The sequence below is a fragment of the Curtobacterium sp. HSID17257 genome (genome assembly GCF_003989515.1).
GTDB lineage: Bacteria > Actinomycetota > Actinomycetes > Actinomycetales > Microbacteriaceae > Curtobacterium.
The window spans coordinates 1-14,818 of the sequence record NZ_RBLU01000085.1; the positions used below are offsets into that span (position 1 = coordinate 1).

The following is a 14,818-nucleotide window of genomic DNA, read 5'->3' on the forward strand; positions in this document are numbered from 1 at the left end:
TCCGAACTCGCCACCACGCTCGCCGGGCTGGCGGCGCAGACCGACGTCGACCTGCGCCTCGTCCTCAGCGACCAGTCCACGGGTCAGGACGCCGCCGCCGAGCCGGCGGTGGCCGCCATGCTGCGCGTCCTGGAGGCACAGGGCCGGCCCGTCACGCTCCTCGCCCACCCGGAACGGCGTGGCCTGGCGGAGCACCGGCAGCACCTCCTCGACCACGCCACCGCCCCTGCGGTGCTCTACCTCGACGACGACGTCTGGCTCGAGCCGGGCACCGTCCGCCGGATGCTCGACGCGCTCCGCGACCTCGGGTGCGGCTTCGTCGGGAGCGCCGTGCAGGGGCTGTCGTACCTGCAGGACCGTCGTCCGCACGAGACGGCCGTGTTCGAGCCGTGGGACGGTCCGGTCGTGCCCGAGGTGGTGCGCCGTGGGACGGCCGGCTTCGACCGGCTTTCGCTCCACAACGCCGCGAACCCGGCGCACGTCGCAGCGGAGCTCGACGTCGAGACCGGCGGGTGGGTGCCCTACCGGGTCGCCTGGGTCGGTGCGTGCGTCGTGTACGACCGCGCCGCGCTCGAACAGGTCGGTGGCTTCCGGTTCTGGGACGCCCTGCCCCCGCAGCACTCCGGCGAGGACGTCGTCGCCCAGTGGCGGGTCATGGAGCGCTTCGGCGGTGCGGGCATCCTGCCGTCCGGCGCGGTGCACCTCGAGAGCCCGACCACCGTGAACGACCGACGGGTCGACGCCCCGGACGTGCTCTTCGACGACCACGAGACGGCACCGCACCACCGCTGAGGCGCACCGCGCCGCCGCTGAGCGCACCGCGCCGCACCCGGACCGGCCGCGGGACGGACGCAGGCCGGCCGGCGGGATCGCCACGAGCCTCCCGGCCGGTCCGCCGGACGCGGGCCCCACCGGGCGTGCCCTGTGCCGCGAGCCGGTGCACAGGGCAGGATGGCCACACCACCAGTGACCAGGAGGACCACGATGGCGACGTTCACCCGAGGCTTCGGCGGCCGCCGCGACGACCGCGACGACCCGCGCATCCCGCCGGGACAGACCCTCGTCCGCGACTGGCCGGTGCTCTCCGCCGGAGCCACCCCGGACATCGCGCCCGAGGACTGGAGCTTCTCGATCCGGACCGAGTCGGGCCTGCACACCTGGTCGTGGGACGAGGTGCACGCGCTCGGCGTCGAGGACGTCACCGTCGACATCCACTGCGTCACCCACTGGACGAAGCTCGACATGCCGTGGCGCGGCGTCCCGCTCGACCGGCTCTTCGCGGACGTCGAGACCTCGCTCGACTTCTGCACGGTGCACAGCTTCGGCGGCTACACGACGAACGTGCCGCTCGACGAGCTCCTCGAGGGGCAGTCCTGGATCGCGTTCGAGGCGGACGGCGAGCCCCTGACCCCCGAGCACGGCGGCCCGGCCCGCCTGCTCGTGCCGCACCTGTACTTCTGGAAGAGCGCGAAGTGGGTGCGCGGCATCGTCATGCAGGCCGAGGACGAGCCCGGCTTCTGGGAGAACGCCGGCTACAACATGCACGGCGACCCCTGGAAGGAGGAGCGGTACTGGTGAGCACACCGCCCGTCGACGGCCTGGAGGCGCGGATCGCCCCGGGTGGCTCGGCTCCCGTCCGCAGACGGCCGGCCTGGCACCCCGCCACCGTCGCCTCCGTCGCGACCGAGACCCCGAACGCGCGTCGCATCGTCCTCGACGTGCCGACCTGGCCCGGCAACGACCCCGGCCAGCACCTCGACCTGCGGCTCACCGCCGAGGACGGCTACCAGGCCTCCCGCTCCTACTCGATCGCCTCGGCCGGTGCCGGCACCCGGGTCACGCTGGCCGTCGACCGGGTCGAGGGCGGCGAGGTCTCGCCCTTCCTCGTCGACGCGATCGAGGTCGGCGACGCGGTCGACGTGCACGGCCCCCTCGGCGGGTGGTTCGTGTGGCGTCCGGGTGCGTCCGACCGGCCCGTGCAGTTGATCGCTGGCGGGTCGGGAATCGTCCCCCTGCTCCCGATGGTCACCGCGCACGCCGAGGCGGACGACCCGGTGCCGTTCCGGCTGCTGTACGCCACCCGTACCCCGGAGGACGTCTTCTTCCGCGAGGAGCTCGACGCTGCCCTGCGTGCGACCGCACCGCTCGAGGTCACGCACGTGTACAGCCGACGGGCACCATCGGGATCGGGCGAGCCCGTGGGCCGGCTCACGCGGGAGCGTCTCGGTGGGTCGGTGCTCGGGCCCGACGTCGGCGCGCTCGTGTACGTCTGCGGGTCGACCCCGTTCGTCGAGCAGGTGCTGCGGTGGCTCGGCGAGCTCGGGCACGACCTGTCGGACGTCCGGGCGGAGCGCTTCGGCGGCGCCTGAGGGCGTGAGCCGGCTGGTGCACGACGAAGGCCCTGGTCGGTGACCAGGGCCTTCGTGTTCCGAGCGGATGACGAGATTCGAACTCGCGACCCTCACCTTGGCAAGGTGATGCGCTACCACTGCGCCACATCCGCGTACGGGAACACTCTACCCCGTTTCGGTCCCGCGCCCGTGATCCGGGGTGCGGCCGGGCGCGTCGTCGGTCGTCCGTCGTTGCGCGGTCGCGGAATTGCGGGATTGCGGCATTGCGGGATTGCGGGAAACCGCACGGCGCGGTCGTCGACCAATCCGGATCCTCATCGGTTCCGGATGATCTCTCGGTGCCCGGCCCACACGACCGGAGCACCGGGGCGACCCGCCCCCCGTCCGGCCGATCGCGGCGACCCGAACCCTGCGAGCGGCCGGACGGTCCCGGGTTCCCAGGCCCGACCGGGTTCACTCGGAGCATGAGCTACGTGCACGACAACCCCGGTGGCACCGAGGCACACGGTGTCGACCTGATCGACGGGGACGCCCCCGCGGTCCGCATCCTGGTGCACGGTGACCTGCCGACGACGATCGAGCACGAGGGCCGCACCTGGCTCGCGACTGGCGACGCCCACGACGACGGCGACCCATCCGCTCCCCCGATCGCGATCTACCGTCCGGTCTGACGAGCGCCGTTGCCGGCCTCCGTCGGGCCGGCGTGTCCTGTCACGCGGGCGTCTTCCCTCAGTTCGGCGCTGTCGCAGCTGCCTGGCTCAGCAGGGAGACGATCGTCAGGTAGAGCCCGGAGGAGAGGACCGCTCCGGGCAGCAGGGCGAAGACGGCGACCGGGATCGCCCACAGCTGGTGCACCCCGGGCTTCCCGTCAGGCGGCGTGCTCGCCATGGCGGCGAACGAGGACGCCGAGACGAGCACCGCGAACGCCGCCGTCATGCACACGACCGCCCACGACTGGTACCCCCCGCTGACCATCGGGACGAGGAGCGGCAGGAAGAACATCGCGGGAGCAGCGACGAAGCCGATGCGGGAGACGATCCGGTAGGCCCGTCGGTCCCGGTCCGTCACCCGGTCGGTTCGCTGGTCGTCGGTCATCCCTCGCCCGTTCCCCGCAGGTCGTCGACGCTCCCGTCGAAGCACGTCGACTCCCCGGTCACGCAGTAGCGCTGGGGGAAGGCGTCGAAGCCGACGGACGTCACCGGGCCTCCGGCGCCGCGGACGCCGAGCAGGGGATCCGCTGATCCGCTCTCGAAGCGCTCGGCCGCGATGCCCTGCTCCTGCCACGCCTGCTCGACCCGTTCGACGTCCGCGGCCGGATCGACTCCCGCCGGTGCCACCCGTTCGACGATGTAGCTCCACCGGGCGCCGGGCGCAGCGCCTGCACGATCGCAGCGCTCCGCCGCAGGACCGCTGTACACGCTCCACTCGCCGCCGATCGACGCCGTGGTGTGCTCGACCACGTCGACGATCGACCGTTTCGCCTCGGACGCGTCCGCACGCGCTCCGCCGGAGCCGGCGCTGCAGGCTGACAGGACCGCTGCGGTCGCGACCAGCACGGCGACGCACGCGTTCGACCGGCGACTCATCGTTCCTCCTCCTGACCGCGCGCGGCACCACGAGTCGTGCGACCGACGACCGCGCCGTGTCCGAGCAACGACCGCACGTGCCGGCGATCGTTCACGCTGTGGTTGATCCCCGAGCCGGGTCGTCTGCGCGCCCCGGCGCGCACGCCGAGACACCGGAAAGGCTGGAGCGCGCGGGGTGGGCGTCGAACCCGATGGACGTGGTGGGACCGCCCTTGCCCCGGACACCCCGGAGTGGTTCGTCCCCGCCGGTCTCCGTGTCGAAGACCTCGATGCCGTCCTGCTCCCAGAGCTCCGTGACGGCACGGATGCCCCGTTCGGCGCTCTCGGGGAAACCGTCGCGCTCCAGGACGTAGACGTACCGCACGCGGTCCTCGACGCCCTCGCCGCACGCCTCCACCGACGGCCCGAGTGACACGCGCCACTCCCCGCCGATCGCTTCCGAGGAGCGCTCGACCAGGTCGACGATGGACTTCTCGGCTTCGGACGCCCGCACGGTGGTCTCCTTCGGCTTCGTGCTGCTGTCGGCGCAGCTGGTGAGGACGAGCGAGAGGCCGACGGCCGCTGCAAGCGCGAGCCAGGTGCTCGACCGGTGCCGAGGTGCGGTGGTCGTCATGGCGCCGTCATCATCTGTCCGAGGAGTCGATCGGCTCAGCCTTGGTCCGAGAACTCCTCGTCGCGGAGCTCCGACGCGTTCCCGGACGCGCAGACGCTGACTCCGGACATGCTGTACCGGTCCGGCTTCGCGTCGAACCCGATGGAGGTCACGGGGTCGCCGGTCCCGCGGATGCCGGCGCGCGTGTCCCCTCCGGCCGTGGCCGTGTCGACCACGTCCATACCCGCGTCCTTCCAGACGGCACGGACCGCATCGACATCGCGCTGCAGCCCGGTGGCTGACCCCTCTCGCTCCACGATGTAGACGTACCGGACGCGATCCTCCACGTCCTGTCCGCACGGCTCGACCGCAGGGCCGCGGTAGACCTTCCAATCGCCCCCCACGGCAGCCGTCGACCGTTCGACGAGATCGACGATGGACTTCTTCGCGGTCGACGGATCCATGTCGGAGCCTCTCGGTGTCGTGGTGGTGCTCCCGCAGGCGGTGAGCATGAGCAGGACGAGTGCCGTGGTCGAACCGAGCAGGGCGGTGCGACGTGTTCTCGTCGAGGATCGCTTCATCATCACGGTGCTCTCATCATCTGTTCGAGCAGGTCGCGCTCGAAGTCCGTCGGTCCCTTGGCCACGTAGTCGGTCATCTCTTCCGGCTGACCGGTCGTCGCGTACCCGATGTTCGCGAGGGACTCGGTGTTCACGTCGAGGTAGCCCTCGCCGTCGGGGGTGCTGACGCCGTGGTCCTTGACGCCGCGCAGCTTCTCCCCGTCCTTCTCCACGCCGTCGGCGCCGAACGCGGACGCACCGAAGCTCGGCGAAGTGGGGTCGATCCCGTGCACGGGGCTGAGCCGACCGGTGCCCGCCCACTGGTCGCCCTTCTCGTCGCCCGGGAGCGCCCACACGTTCCGGGCCTGACCGGCGTAGACGTCATCGGCGTGGATGTCGTCTGCTCGTGGGATCGAGTTCGGGATGCCCGCTGAACCGATCGTCGTGAACGAGTCGACGTGGACGCCCGCCTGGGTCAGACCGAACGCTGCCGTCGTCGATCCGTAGGAGTGGGCAACGACGTTCGTCCGGGGCAGGTCCCCTCCACGCACGGCATCCAGCCCCTTGATCGAGGCTGCGAGCGCGTCGCCGCCCGGCTCGGCGTACCCGTTGAACAGCACCCCCGGATCCGGACTGCCCGAGATGACGGGGACGGGCGGGGCCTTGTACCCCATCCACGCGATGACCGCGTGCTGCTGAAACGGGCTGTCGTCGTCGACGCTCTCCCGCTGCTGGTCGTAGATGTTCTGCGCCGAGGTCGCCCACGCGTTCATGCCGGTGGTCGACGACCCCATGCCGGGGACCGCCCACGTCACGTTGCGAGCGGTGTCCAGGTCGCCGATCGCGACGGCAGCGAGTGGTGGCACGTCGTCGGTCAGCGAGACGACGTACCGGTCACCCGACTGCGACCCGGGAACGAACTGCGCACCGGTGCGGATGTCCCGCAACGCCTTGAGGTTCTCCGATGCTCGGCTCCAGGCCGTCCCGTTGTCGTACGCGATCGTGGACTGCAGCGCCTCCACCTCCTGCTCGGCCTCGGTGATCCGGGCGTCGAGCACGGTGCGGTTCGCCGCGTCGCGGGCCCAGTAGGCGACACCCTCGAGGTTGCCGAGGCGAGCGAGTACCGGCAGGGGCAGCGCTCGGACGTCCTGCCTGCGGGAGGACGACCATCCGAGCTGTGCCCAGAGTGCCGCGACCTCGGCCGCGGTCAGGTCCGGATCGAGCATCTGCTGCAGCGCCGGAGGCAGGTCGGCCGGTGCTGCGATGTCGAGTGTCGCGTTCGAGAGATCGGCGGAACCACCGGCTCGGTCGAAGGCGTCGGCGATCCGCTCGAGCCACGCAGCATCCTCGCGGTTCTCGTCGAGCAGCCGGTCCGCGCCGGCCAGGAACGACGCGTTCGCGACGCGCACCCAGCCGCAGCTCCCGGTGAAGCGGTGCCAGGCGGACCGCAGCGTCGTGAGCTTCTCCTCCGCGGCGCGATCTGCGGCGCGGCTGTCTCTCGCGAAGGACCGGAGCGAACCGGGGACGGCCGAGCTGGTCCCCTCTGCCGTCCCGCCACCGGTGCGCGTCCGACCCCGCGCCGAGAACGCCACGGTGATGGTCGGCGGAGCGGTCGGGGTCTCCGACGGCTTGAAGTCGAAGACACCGAGCGACGGACTCCCGTGCAGCCCGAGCGGATCGGCCGCGACCTGGCGGTCCCGCTCGTCCTGCCGGAGCTGCCACGCCGCGAGCTGCTCGCGGCGTTGCCGTTCCTGCTCCGCTGCAGCGGAGGCCTCGGTCACCTGGTCGACGAGGTCGTCGAGCGCGGACGTGAGCTTCGGCCGGTCGTCGGCCTCGATCTGCACCGACTCCTCGAAGCGCTTCGCGTACGCGCCGCGGAAGTCGTCCAGGGCTGCTTCGGCGGCGCTCCGACGCGCTGCCCCCTGCCCGCGCAGGCGATCGGCGGCGGCGCCGGCTGCCCTGACGACGGCATCGGCCGCCGCCTCGTCGTACTGGATGTCCCCCATGTGCTCCCCCTTGCACGTCCACTGTACGCAGATCGGTCAGGGATGGGCGGGCAGGACCGTCGAGAACACGACACGGCCCAGGATCCGCGGACGGACCCACCGCAGGTGCGCGCACCGCGGTGTGCCTCCGGTACGGACGCCCGACGCGACGGAGACTCATCGGACGCACACCCGGCAGCCCCACCGGACCGGAACCCGTCGCGAGTCGTCCGCGGCAGCCTGCTGTGCCGGCTCAGGTCGTCGCGGTCCCGCTCGGGTGGAACAGCTGCGACTGCGGCGCGGACAGGGTCCAGTCGGGGTCGTCCTCGTCGTCCGACGGAGTGAGTGCACCCGAGGCGATGAGCGTGCCGACCTGGTCGAGGTACGACAGGAGCGAGGGGGCGAGCACCTGGTGCTCGTCGTCGTCCGCGCCGAAGGTGATGACCTGTCCGACCGTGCCGGCGGGTCCGGGGGCGAGGTCCACGCCGATGTGGTTCCCGCTGCCGTCGTGGGTGAGGGGGATCCATCCCCTGGTGGAGTACTTCGGCTGCACGAAGCCACTGGGGCTGGAGGAGGCGAACTCGTCCATGTCCGTCTGCGCTTCGAAGCCGTCCCACTGGTCCCACGCGGCCAGCACGTCGTGCAGTGGCAGCAGCGGCAGCCCGGTAAAGATGCCGCAGGCGAACCTCGGGTCCTGCGGCGTGTACTGGTGCTGTCCGTCGTGGAGGAGGTAGAGCGCTCGGACGTCGACCGGCAGACGCCGACCGAGGTGCGCCTCTGCCGCCGCGATGTCTGCTTCCGCCGCGGGCGGGTGCAGCATCAGATCGCCGGGGACCAGGGCGACGAGCCGGGCGAACGCTGCCCGCAGCGCCGCGGTCGTGTCGTCGTGTGGTGCGAGGTCCTGGTTCCCCCGCCGGAAGAGTCCGTCCGAGTCCATCCGTCCACCGTAGTGACGTCGCCAGCAGGACGTGCCCGAACCGTCTCGCGTCCCCCCGGCTCGCAGCGGGAGCAGCACCGCGGAAACACGAGAACCCCCGCCGGAGCGGGGGTTCTGAGTTGGTGGGCGATACTGGGATCGAACCAGTGACCTCTTCCGTGTCAGGGAAGCGCGCTACCGCTGCGCCAATCGCCCAGAGATCTGCTGACCGGGGTCGTGCAGGATCTTGGAGGGTGTTGCTGGAGGTGGGGACGGGATTCGAACCCGCGTGGACGGCTTTGCAGGCCGCTGCCTAGCCTCTCGGCCACCCCACCATCGAGGTTCACGTCTCCGTGAGTACCCGAACGGTGGGATACCCTCTGGTGAGTCGTGGTCGTCCGAGGACTCCCACACTCGAGCGGATGACGAGATTCGAACTCGCGACCCTCACCTTGGCAAGGTGATGCGCTACCACTGCGCCACATCCGCATTCCACGACCCGCGGGCCGCTTCTGTCTCTCCGCTGTCGCGGCGACGAGAAGAACTCTATACGAACCGAGCAGCATCCGCCAAAATCCCCCTCGTTCACCGGGCGTGTCCCCCGCGTTCATGCGGATCGAGGGGGTCCGCGGGCGCCCGATCCTTCCCATGACGAGCGCAGTGCCATGTGGGAAAGGGCGTACCTGGTCGTCGCGGATCGCCAGGCACACCCGTTCCCACCGAGTACGCCCGATCCCACCGGGTGCCAGCACGCACGAGCACGATGCGCAACCACGGGTACCAGGCGCCACGAACCCAGCACCAGCACAGGCACCGGCACCACACGCGCCACACCCGGGTGACGCGCCGTGTTCGGCGCAGCCCCGAACGTCCGCTACTATCGACTGGCACGCAAGTGCAGGGGGCGATTGGCGCAGTTGGTAGCGCGCTTCGTTCACACCGAAGAGGTCATCAGTTCGAGTCTGGTATCGCCCACACCACCACCGAGAGCCCGACGCAACAGCGTCGGGCTCTTGTCGTTCCCCACGAAGGACCCACGAGCAAGGACCCATGACCGACGTCGACCTCGAGTTCTCCCGCGTGCGCGCGGTGCTCGACCGCCCGACCCTCCGGCTGATGTCCCGCCCGACGAGCGCCGCCGTCATCGCGGTCTTCCGCACGGTGTTCGACCGCGACGTGCAGTACGTCCCGGCCGACCGCATGCACCTGCAGGTCGAGGAGCACGTCGCGCGACTGCAGTCCACCGGCGCCCGCGTCCCCGCGAGCGAGCAGGGTGAGGGCGAGTCGGACGCCCGCCCGAACGGCCGTGCCCTCTGCCGCGACTGGGTGGCGGCGCAGTGGCTGGTCCGCTCGAACTCCCCCGACGGCGACGAGCAGTACTCGCTGACGAGTCACGCCCTCGAGGCGCTGAACCTCGTCGACGCCCTGAGCGCCGACCGGGCCCTCATCAGCGAGAGCCGCCTGGCGATGATCGTCGACGCCGTGCACCGCTGGGCTGCCAGCGCGGAGCCGGACCCCGACGTGCAGGTGCGGCGCATCGACGCCCAGATCGCCGAGCTGCAGGCCGAACGCGAGCGCATCGCCCGGGGCGAGGTCACCGAGGTCGACGACGCCCGCATGCACGACGGCTACACGAACGTCGCCGACCTCATCCGGCAGCTGCCCAGCGACTTCAAGCGCGTCGAGGAGGCGGTCGCGACGATGCACCGCTCGATCGTCGAGGACTTCCGGCAGGAGGTCCGCCCGATCGGCGAGATCCTCGACGACTACCTGGCGCGCACGGACGACCTCATGCAGGCCACCCCGGAGGGCCGCGCCTTCGAGGGCGCCTTCGAGCTCCTGCGCGACGACGCCCTGCTGCTCCGGCTCCGCGACGACATCGCCACGATCCTCGCCCACCCGTTCGCCCAGTCCCTCGGAGCGGGTGAACGCCGGGCCTTCCGCAACACGGTCAGCATCCTGCGCCAGGGCATCGAGGACGTCCTCGCCCAGCGGCGCCAGCTCACCGCGACGCTCCGCGACCAGATCGTCGCGCACGACGTCGTCCGCGACCGTGAGCTCGACGCGGTGCTCCGTTCGGTCAACCGCGGGCTCGCCGCGTGGATCGACGAGCGGTCCGCCCGCGACCGCGTCCCGCTCGGACTGCTCCCTGCGACCGCCGAGATCGGCACCCTGCGCGAGCGCTTCTACGACCCCGACAACGAGGCCGTGCCCCCGCCCATCGAGGAACCCGACGACGACGTCTTCGAGGACCTCGACGTCGAGTCGCTGCGCCGCCACGGCGGTCCGCTGCTCGCCGAGCTCCGCGCCGCGCTCCGCAGCGCCCCGGACAGCGTCTCGGCCTTCCACGCGCTGCCGCCCGAGCAGCGTCGGCCGGTCGAGCTCTTCGGGCTCGCGCACCTCCTCACGGGCAACGACGACTTCGAGACCGCCACGCACCTGGTCCCGCACCGCACGGTGCGTCCGGACGGCGAGACGGTCACCTTCCACATGCCCTCGGCGTCCCTGACCGGCGCACGGGCGGACGACCAGCACGACGACGACAACGGCCTGGAGGCACGGTGAGCGACATCACGACGGCTCCCGTCGACGAGACGGACCCCGAGGGCAGCGACCCACTCGAGCAGGACCGGCTCGACGAGCGCGACGACTCGAGCTTCGCCCTCTTCGAGGGCGACGAGGGCCGCCTCGACGAGCCGCAGCGCCGCGCCCTGGTCGCGCTGCTCCGCCACACCTACGTGAGCGCGCGCACCCACACCGACGAGTGGCGCGCGATCACCGACGGTGAGCACCAGCTCCGGTCGCGGCTCAACGACCTGTTCCTCGAACTGCACGTCGACCGCGACCGCGAGGTCGCCTGGAAGCGCCAAGCGCGCTCGGAGAGCCAGCGCCGCTCCTTCCCGACGCTGCTCCGCGACGTGCCGTACACCCGCGAGGAGACGATCGTCCTCGTCTACCTGCGCATGCGCCTGCGGGCGGACACGCGCCCGGGCCTCGACCAGGTCGTCGTCGACCGCTCCGAGATCCTCGGGCACGTGTCCGGGTTCCTCCCGGCGACCACCGACCGCACCCGCGACGAGTCCCGCGTGGCGAAGGCCGTCGAGCGCCTGGTGACCGCGCGCATCCTCATCCGCACGACCGACCCGGACCGTTTCCGCGTCGCGAGCGTCGTCGAGGTCCTGCTCCCCCTCGAGCAGCTCCGTGAACTCGACCGCTGGCTCCGCAACGCCACCACGGACGACGGCGCGCCGCTCGCCGGGGCCGCACCGGGCCTCCCGGCCGGACCCGCCGACACCGACGACGAAGGCGAGGCAGACGCATGACCGACACCCTGATCGACGCCGGCGGGATGCCGGCGCTCTTCGACACCGTCGCGCAGTGGCGGGCGGAGTCGATGCAGGTCGTCAACTGGGGCGGCTTCCACGGACACCGCCAGGTCGAGCTGTCCGGCACCGCGACGCTCATCTCCGGCGCCTCCGGTACCGGCAAGTCCACGCTGATGGACGCCTACCTGGCGGTCATGATGCCGTCCGACGTGCCGTTCAACGGCGCCTCGAACGACGCGACCACCGGGCGTGCGCGGAGCGCCGACCAGCGGAACCTGCTCACGTACCTGCGCGGCAAGGTCGACACCCGCCGCGACCCGGAGACGGGAGCGCTGCGCGACGTGAACCTGCGCGGCGACGACCAGACCACGTGGGGCGCCGTCGCGGTGACCTTCCGGAACGACGACGAGCGGCGCTTCACGGTGCTGCGCGCGTACCTCGTACCGAAGCGGGCACGCGGGGTGGGCGACATCCAGATGACCATGGCGACGGTCGACGACACGTTCGACCTGCGCCGGCTCGAGGAGTTCGTGCCGTCGCGCTTCCACCACCTCGAGCTGACCGGCCGGGTGCCGGGCCTCGTCGTGCGGGACACCTACCAGGAACTCGCGTACACGCTGCAGACCCGGCTCGGCATCGGCGACTCCGGCGGCGGCAACCGGGCGATGCGGCTCCTCGCGCGGATCCAGGCCGGGCAGCACCTGCCGACGGTCGACGCGCTGTACAAGTCGCTCGTGCTCGAGACCCCGGGCACCTACGAGGCGGCCGACCGCGCCCTCGCGCACTTCTCCGCGCTCGACGAGGCGTACGAGGCGATGGACACCGAGGAGCGCAAGGTCCGCATCCTCTCCCCCATCGTCGAGCTGCACGACGAGATCGCCCGGTCGAAGGCCGCGGCCGACGCCCTCGACGGCATCGCCACCGGCGCCGAGGTCTCCCCCTTCGCGCACTGGACGGCGTCCCGGAAGCGTGCACTCCTCGACGCCGAGGTCGAGCGGAACGGACGCGAGCGCACCGCCGCCCGCGCCGACGTCGCCGCGACCGAGGCCCGGCACGCCGCCGTCGAGATCGAGCTCCGCGAGGCCGAGGGACGCCTCCGCGACCAGGGCGGCAACGCCCTCGCCCAGCTCGAGGACCGCATCGACCGTCGGACCCGCGAGCGCGACGCGGTCGCCCGAGCACGCGCGACCTTCGACGACCGGACCACCGCGCTCGGGCTGGCGCTCTCCTCCGAGCGCACCTTCACCGACGCGCAGGCGGCATCGCACGCGTTCCTCGGGTCGTACGCCGCGGCCCGCGGCGAGCTCGACGACCGCCGGGACGCCCTGACGCGCGAGGAGTACCCGCTCCTCGACCGCGAGCGGACCCTGCGCCAGGAGCGCCGGTCGCTCGAGCACCGGCAGGGCGCGATGCCGCTGCCGATGCACGAGGCGCGGCTCGCGATGGCCCGGGCCGCCGGCATCTCCCCCGACGCGCTGCCGTTCGTCGCGGAGCTGCTCGACGTGCTCCCCGCCGAGGAGCACTGGCGCACGGCGATCGAGTCGGTGCTGGCGCCCGTCGCCCGCACGCTGCTCGTCGACGAGGACCAGCTGTCGTCGTTCAGCGAGGCGATCGACGCGCTGCAGCTGCCGGTCCGGGTGCAGTTCGAGGGCGTCCCGACGGGCCCCCACCTCGACCTCGACGGCGACCCGGCGATGGTCTCCGGCAAGCTCGCGATCAAGGACTCCCCGTTCAGCACCTGGGTGCGCGAGCGCATCGAGTCCGACCGGATCGACGCGCGGTGCGTGGACTCCGCCACGGAGCTCGGTGGCGGCGGACGCCGCGTGACCCCGTCCGGACAGCTCCGCGACGGCCGTCGTGGTGCACACGGCGACCGACGGCAGTCGAACGTCATCGGCTTCACGAACGAGGCCCGGATGGCGTCGGTGGAGCAGGAGCTCGCCGCCATCGCCCAGGACCTCGCGACGCTCGAGGCCCGACGCACCGACGTCGCGCAGGACATCGCCACGCTCGACGCCCTGCGCGCCGCGCACCAGCACGTGGTCGACACCACCTGGGACGGCATCGACGTCGCCGGGCTCGACGAGTCGCTGGCCCGCCTCGACGCCGAACGCCAGGCGCTGCTCGCCGCCGACGACGGACTGCGGACCCTGCGCGAGTCCGTCGCCCGGCTCCGACGCTCGCTCGACGAAGCAGCCGACCGACGGGCCGCCGCGCGGCTGTCCGTCACCCGGCTCGAGGAGCGCCACGCGGTGCTCGTCGACGGGCAGGACGCGGCGGCCGAGATCCTCGCACGGTTCGAGGACACCCCGGAGTCGCTGCCGGACGACGAGCAGTCCCGGCTGCTCGCCGAGACGTTCGAGGAGGTCGGCGCCCCGGACGGCATCGACGGCTTCGACGACGCCGCACGCCGACTCCGACGCCGGCTCGAGGAGCGGCTCGCCCAGGCACTCGACGGCGCCGCCGCCGCGTCGACCGCGCTCACGCTGACGTTCCAGCGGTACCAGGACGCGTGGCCCGACCCGAACCTCGGCACCGGCGTGGCCTCGTACCCGGACTACCACGCGATCCTCGACCAGATCCTCGCAACCGGCCTGCACGCACGCCGCAGCGAGTGGCGTCGTCGCCTGTCGCAGTGGAGCGGCGAGGACCTCGTGCCGCTCGCCGGTGCCTTCGACCGCGCGGTCGTCGAGATCGAGGAGCGACTCGAGCCGGTCAACGAGATCCTCCGGGAGCTGCCGTTCGGCGCGAACCGGGACCGGCTGAAGATCCAGATCCGCCGGGTCACCCGCGAGGACGTCACCGCCTTCCGCCGGGAGCTCCGCGCGCTGTCGGCGTCGGTGGACACCGAACTGACCGACGACGTGCTCGAGACCCGCTTCCGGAGGCTCCGCCGGTTCATGGCGGTCATCCGCCCGGACCCGGCGGCAGCACGCGGACGGACGACGCAGCGCGACGCCGTACTCGACGTCCGACGGCACATGGAGATCACGGCCGTGCGGTACGACACCGAGGGCAACGACCTCGGCGTGTACTCGTCGCTCGGGGACAAGTCCGGTGGCGAGACGCAGGAGCTCGTCGCGTTCATCGTCGGGGCGGCGCTGCGCTACCAGCTCGGCGACGAGACCCGGCCGCGGCCCCGGTTCGCGCCGGTGTTCCTCGACGAGGCGTTCATCAAGGCGGACTCGGAGTTCGCGGGGCGTGCCGTGACGGCGTGGCTCCGGCTCGGGTTCCAGCTCGTGGTGAGCGCTCCGCTCGACAAGGTCACCGCGCTCGAGCCGTCGATGGAGCGCCTGCTGTCGATGCGGAAGCACCCCGAGACGGGCCACTCGTCGATCACGGAGATCGCCCGCGCCTGACGCCGGTGGCGGCCGGCGGTCGGTCGGCGGGGGCTCGGTTGCGGTCGCACGACCTGCCGCTCACCTCTCGACGCGACGGCACGTCGTGCGACCGCAACGGGAGCGGACGGCACGTCGTGCGACCGGCGCGGGCCGGGCCGGGG

The 14,818-nt window shown here is 72.0% G+C and carries 13 protein-coding genes and 5 tRNA genes; 8 read left to right on the plus strand and 10 right to left on the minus strand.

The window, feature by feature from the left end:
* The 3 genes from D8M35_RS12190 to D8M35_RS12200 form a co-directional block, all read left to right on the plus strand.
* Positions 1–792, plus strand: a 792-nt coding sequence (locus D8M35_RS12190; protein ID WP_126892107.1) for a glycosyltransferase, incomplete at its 5' end; no start/stop codon positions are given.
* Between the two features lie 192 nt (positions 793–984).
* Positions 985–1,578: a molybdopterin-dependent oxidoreductase gene (locus D8M35_RS12195; RefSeq protein WP_126892108.1), complete on the plus strand. Its 594-nt coding sequence runs from the start codon at positions 985–987 to the stop codon at positions 1,576–1,578.
* Entirely contained in the window at positions 1,575–2,369 is a 795-nt protein-coding gene (locus D8M35_RS12200) for a ferredoxin reductase (RefSeq protein ID WP_238638218.1), read from the plus strand. The genes D8M35_RS12195 and D8M35_RS12200 overlap by 4 nt, the downstream gene beginning before the upstream one ends.
* A gap of 62 nt (positions 2,370–2,431) precedes the next feature.
* On the opposite strand, the gene D8M35_RS12205 is transcribed toward D8M35_RS12200, so the two are convergent.
* A tRNA-Gly gene (locus D8M35_RS12205) sits at positions 2,432–2,503 on the minus strand.
* Between the two features lie 312 nt (positions 2,504–2,815).
* Between D8M35_RS12205 and D8M35_RS12210 the strand changes: the two genes are divergently transcribed.
* A complete protein-coding gene (locus D8M35_RS12210; protein ID WP_058727894.1) occupies positions 2,816–3,022 on the plus strand; it encodes a hypothetical protein in 207 nt (68 codons plus the stop codon).
* A gap of 58 nt (positions 3,023–3,080) precedes the next feature.
* Here D8M35_RS12210 and D8M35_RS12215 read toward each other — a convergent pair whose 3' ends face one another.
* The 9 genes from D8M35_RS12215 to D8M35_RS12255 all read right to left on the minus strand — a co-directional run bounded on the left by D8M35_RS12215 (position 3,081) and on the right by D8M35_RS12255 (position 8,479).
* Complete coding sequence (locus tag D8M35_RS12215) at positions 3,081–3,446, minus strand: hypothetical protein (protein ID WP_126892109.1); 366 nt, start codon at positions 3,444–3,446, stop codon at positions 3,081–3,083.
* Entirely contained in the window at positions 3,443–3,937 is a 495-nt protein-coding gene (locus tag D8M35_RS12220; protein ID WP_126892110.1) for a hypothetical protein, read from the minus strand. Before D8M35_RS12220 ends, D8M35_RS12215 begins: the two co-directional genes overlap by 4 nt.
* A gap of 91 nt (positions 3,938–4,028) precedes the next feature.
* Positions 4,029–4,550: a hypothetical protein gene (locus D8M35_RS12225; protein WP_126892111.1), complete on the minus strand. Its 522-nt coding sequence runs from the start codon at positions 4,548–4,550 to the stop codon at positions 4,029–4,031.
* 35 nt (positions 4,551–4,585) lie between these two features.
* Positions 4,586–5,041, minus strand: coding sequence for a hypothetical protein (locus tag D8M35_RS12230; RefSeq protein WP_126892112.1), 456 nt, complete (start codon positions 5,039–5,041; stop codon positions 4,586–4,588).
* Between the two features lie 71 nt (positions 5,042–5,112).
* The gene (locus tag D8M35_RS12235) at positions 5,113–7,095 is read right to left on the minus strand and encodes an alpha/beta hydrolase (RefSeq protein ID WP_126892113.1); all 1,983 of its coding nucleotides are present in this window, start codon (positions 7,093–7,095) and stop codon (positions 5,113–5,115) included.
* Positions 7,096–7,327: 232 nt separating this feature from the next.
* Positions 7,328–8,011 (minus strand): SMI1/KNR4 family protein, encoded by a 684-nt coding sequence (locus tag D8M35_RS12240; RefSeq protein ID WP_126892114.1) that lies wholly within the window; start codon positions 8,009–8,011, stop codon positions 7,328–7,330.
* Positions 8,012–8,131: 120 nt separating this feature from the next.
* Positions 8,132–8,206: transfer RNA gene (locus tag D8M35_RS12245), tRNA-Val, on the minus strand.
* Positions 8,207–8,251: 45 nt separating this feature from the next.
* A tRNA-Cys gene (locus tag D8M35_RS12250) sits at positions 8,252–8,325 on the minus strand.
* Between the two features lie 82 nt (positions 8,326–8,407).
* Positions 8,408–8,479 (minus strand) — tRNA-Gly (locus D8M35_RS12255).
* Between the two features lie 413 nt (positions 8,480–8,892).
* Here D8M35_RS12255 and D8M35_RS12260 point away from each other — a divergent pair.
* From D8M35_RS12260 to D8M35_RS12275, 4 genes are all read left to right on the plus strand, one after another.
* A tRNA-Val gene (locus tag D8M35_RS12260) sits at positions 8,893–8,965 on the plus strand.
* A 75-nt stretch (positions 8,966–9,040) separates the two neighbouring features.
* On the plus strand, positions 9,041–10,555 hold the full coding sequence (locus D8M35_RS12265) for a DUF3375 domain-containing protein (RefSeq protein ID WP_126892115.1): 1,515 nt from the start codon (positions 9,041–9,043) through the stop codon (positions 10,553–10,555).
* On the plus strand, positions 10,552–11,313 hold the full coding sequence (locus D8M35_RS12270) for a DUF4194 domain-containing protein (protein WP_126892116.1): 762 nt from the start codon (positions 10,552–10,554) through the stop codon (positions 11,311–11,313). The genes D8M35_RS12265 and D8M35_RS12270 overlap by 4 nt, the downstream gene beginning before the upstream one ends.
* Positions 11,310–14,675: an ATP-binding protein gene (locus tag D8M35_RS12275; RefSeq protein WP_126892117.1), complete on the plus strand. Its 3,366-nt coding sequence runs from the start codon at positions 11,310–11,312 to the stop codon at positions 14,673–14,675. Before D8M35_RS12270 ends, D8M35_RS12275 begins: the two co-directional genes overlap by 4 nt.
* The last annotated feature ends 143 nt before the right edge of the window (positions 14,676–14,818 follow it).

Excerpts from the sequence above, each read along its gene's own strand:
- D8M35_RS12215 (WP_126892109.1), bottom strand. The coding sequence starts at position 3,446 with ATGACCGACGACCAGCGAACCGACCGGGTGACGGACCGGGACCGACGG.
- D8M35_RS12265 (WP_126892115.1), top strand. The coding sequence starts at position 9,041 with ATGACCGACGTCGACCTCGAGTTCTCCCGCGTGCGCGCGGTGCTCGAC.
- D8M35_RS12230 (WP_126892112.1), bottom strand. The coding sequence starts at position 5,041 with ATGCTCACCGCCTGCGGGAGCACCACCACGACACCGAGAGGCTCCGAC.
- D8M35_RS12220 (WP_126892110.1), bottom strand. The coding sequence starts at position 3,937 with ATGAGTCGCCGGTCGAACGCGTGCGTCGCCGTGCTGGTCGCGACCGCA.
- D8M35_RS12275 (WP_126892117.1), top strand. The coding sequence starts at position 11,310 with ATGACCGACACCCTGATCGACGCCGGCGGGATGCCGGCGCTCTTCGAC.
- D8M35_RS12240 (WP_126892114.1), bottom strand. The coding sequence starts at position 8,011 with ATGGACTCGGACGGACTCTTCCGGCGGGGGAACCAGGACCTCGCACCA.
- D8M35_RS12195 (WP_126892108.1), top strand. The coding sequence starts at position 985 with ATGGCGACGTTCACCCGAGGCTTCGGCGGCCGCCGCGACGACCGCGAC.
- D8M35_RS12225 (WP_126892111.1), bottom strand. The coding sequence starts at position 4,550 with ATGACGACCACCGCACCTCGGCACCGGTCGAGCACCTGGCTCGCGCTT.
- D8M35_RS12210 (WP_058727894.1), top strand. The coding sequence starts at position 2,816 with ATGAGCTACGTGCACGACAACCCCGGTGGCACCGAGGCACACGGTGTC.
- D8M35_RS12235 (WP_126892113.1), bottom strand. The coding sequence starts at position 7,095 with ATGGGGGACATCCAGTACGACGAGGCGGCGGCCGATGCCGTCGTCAGG.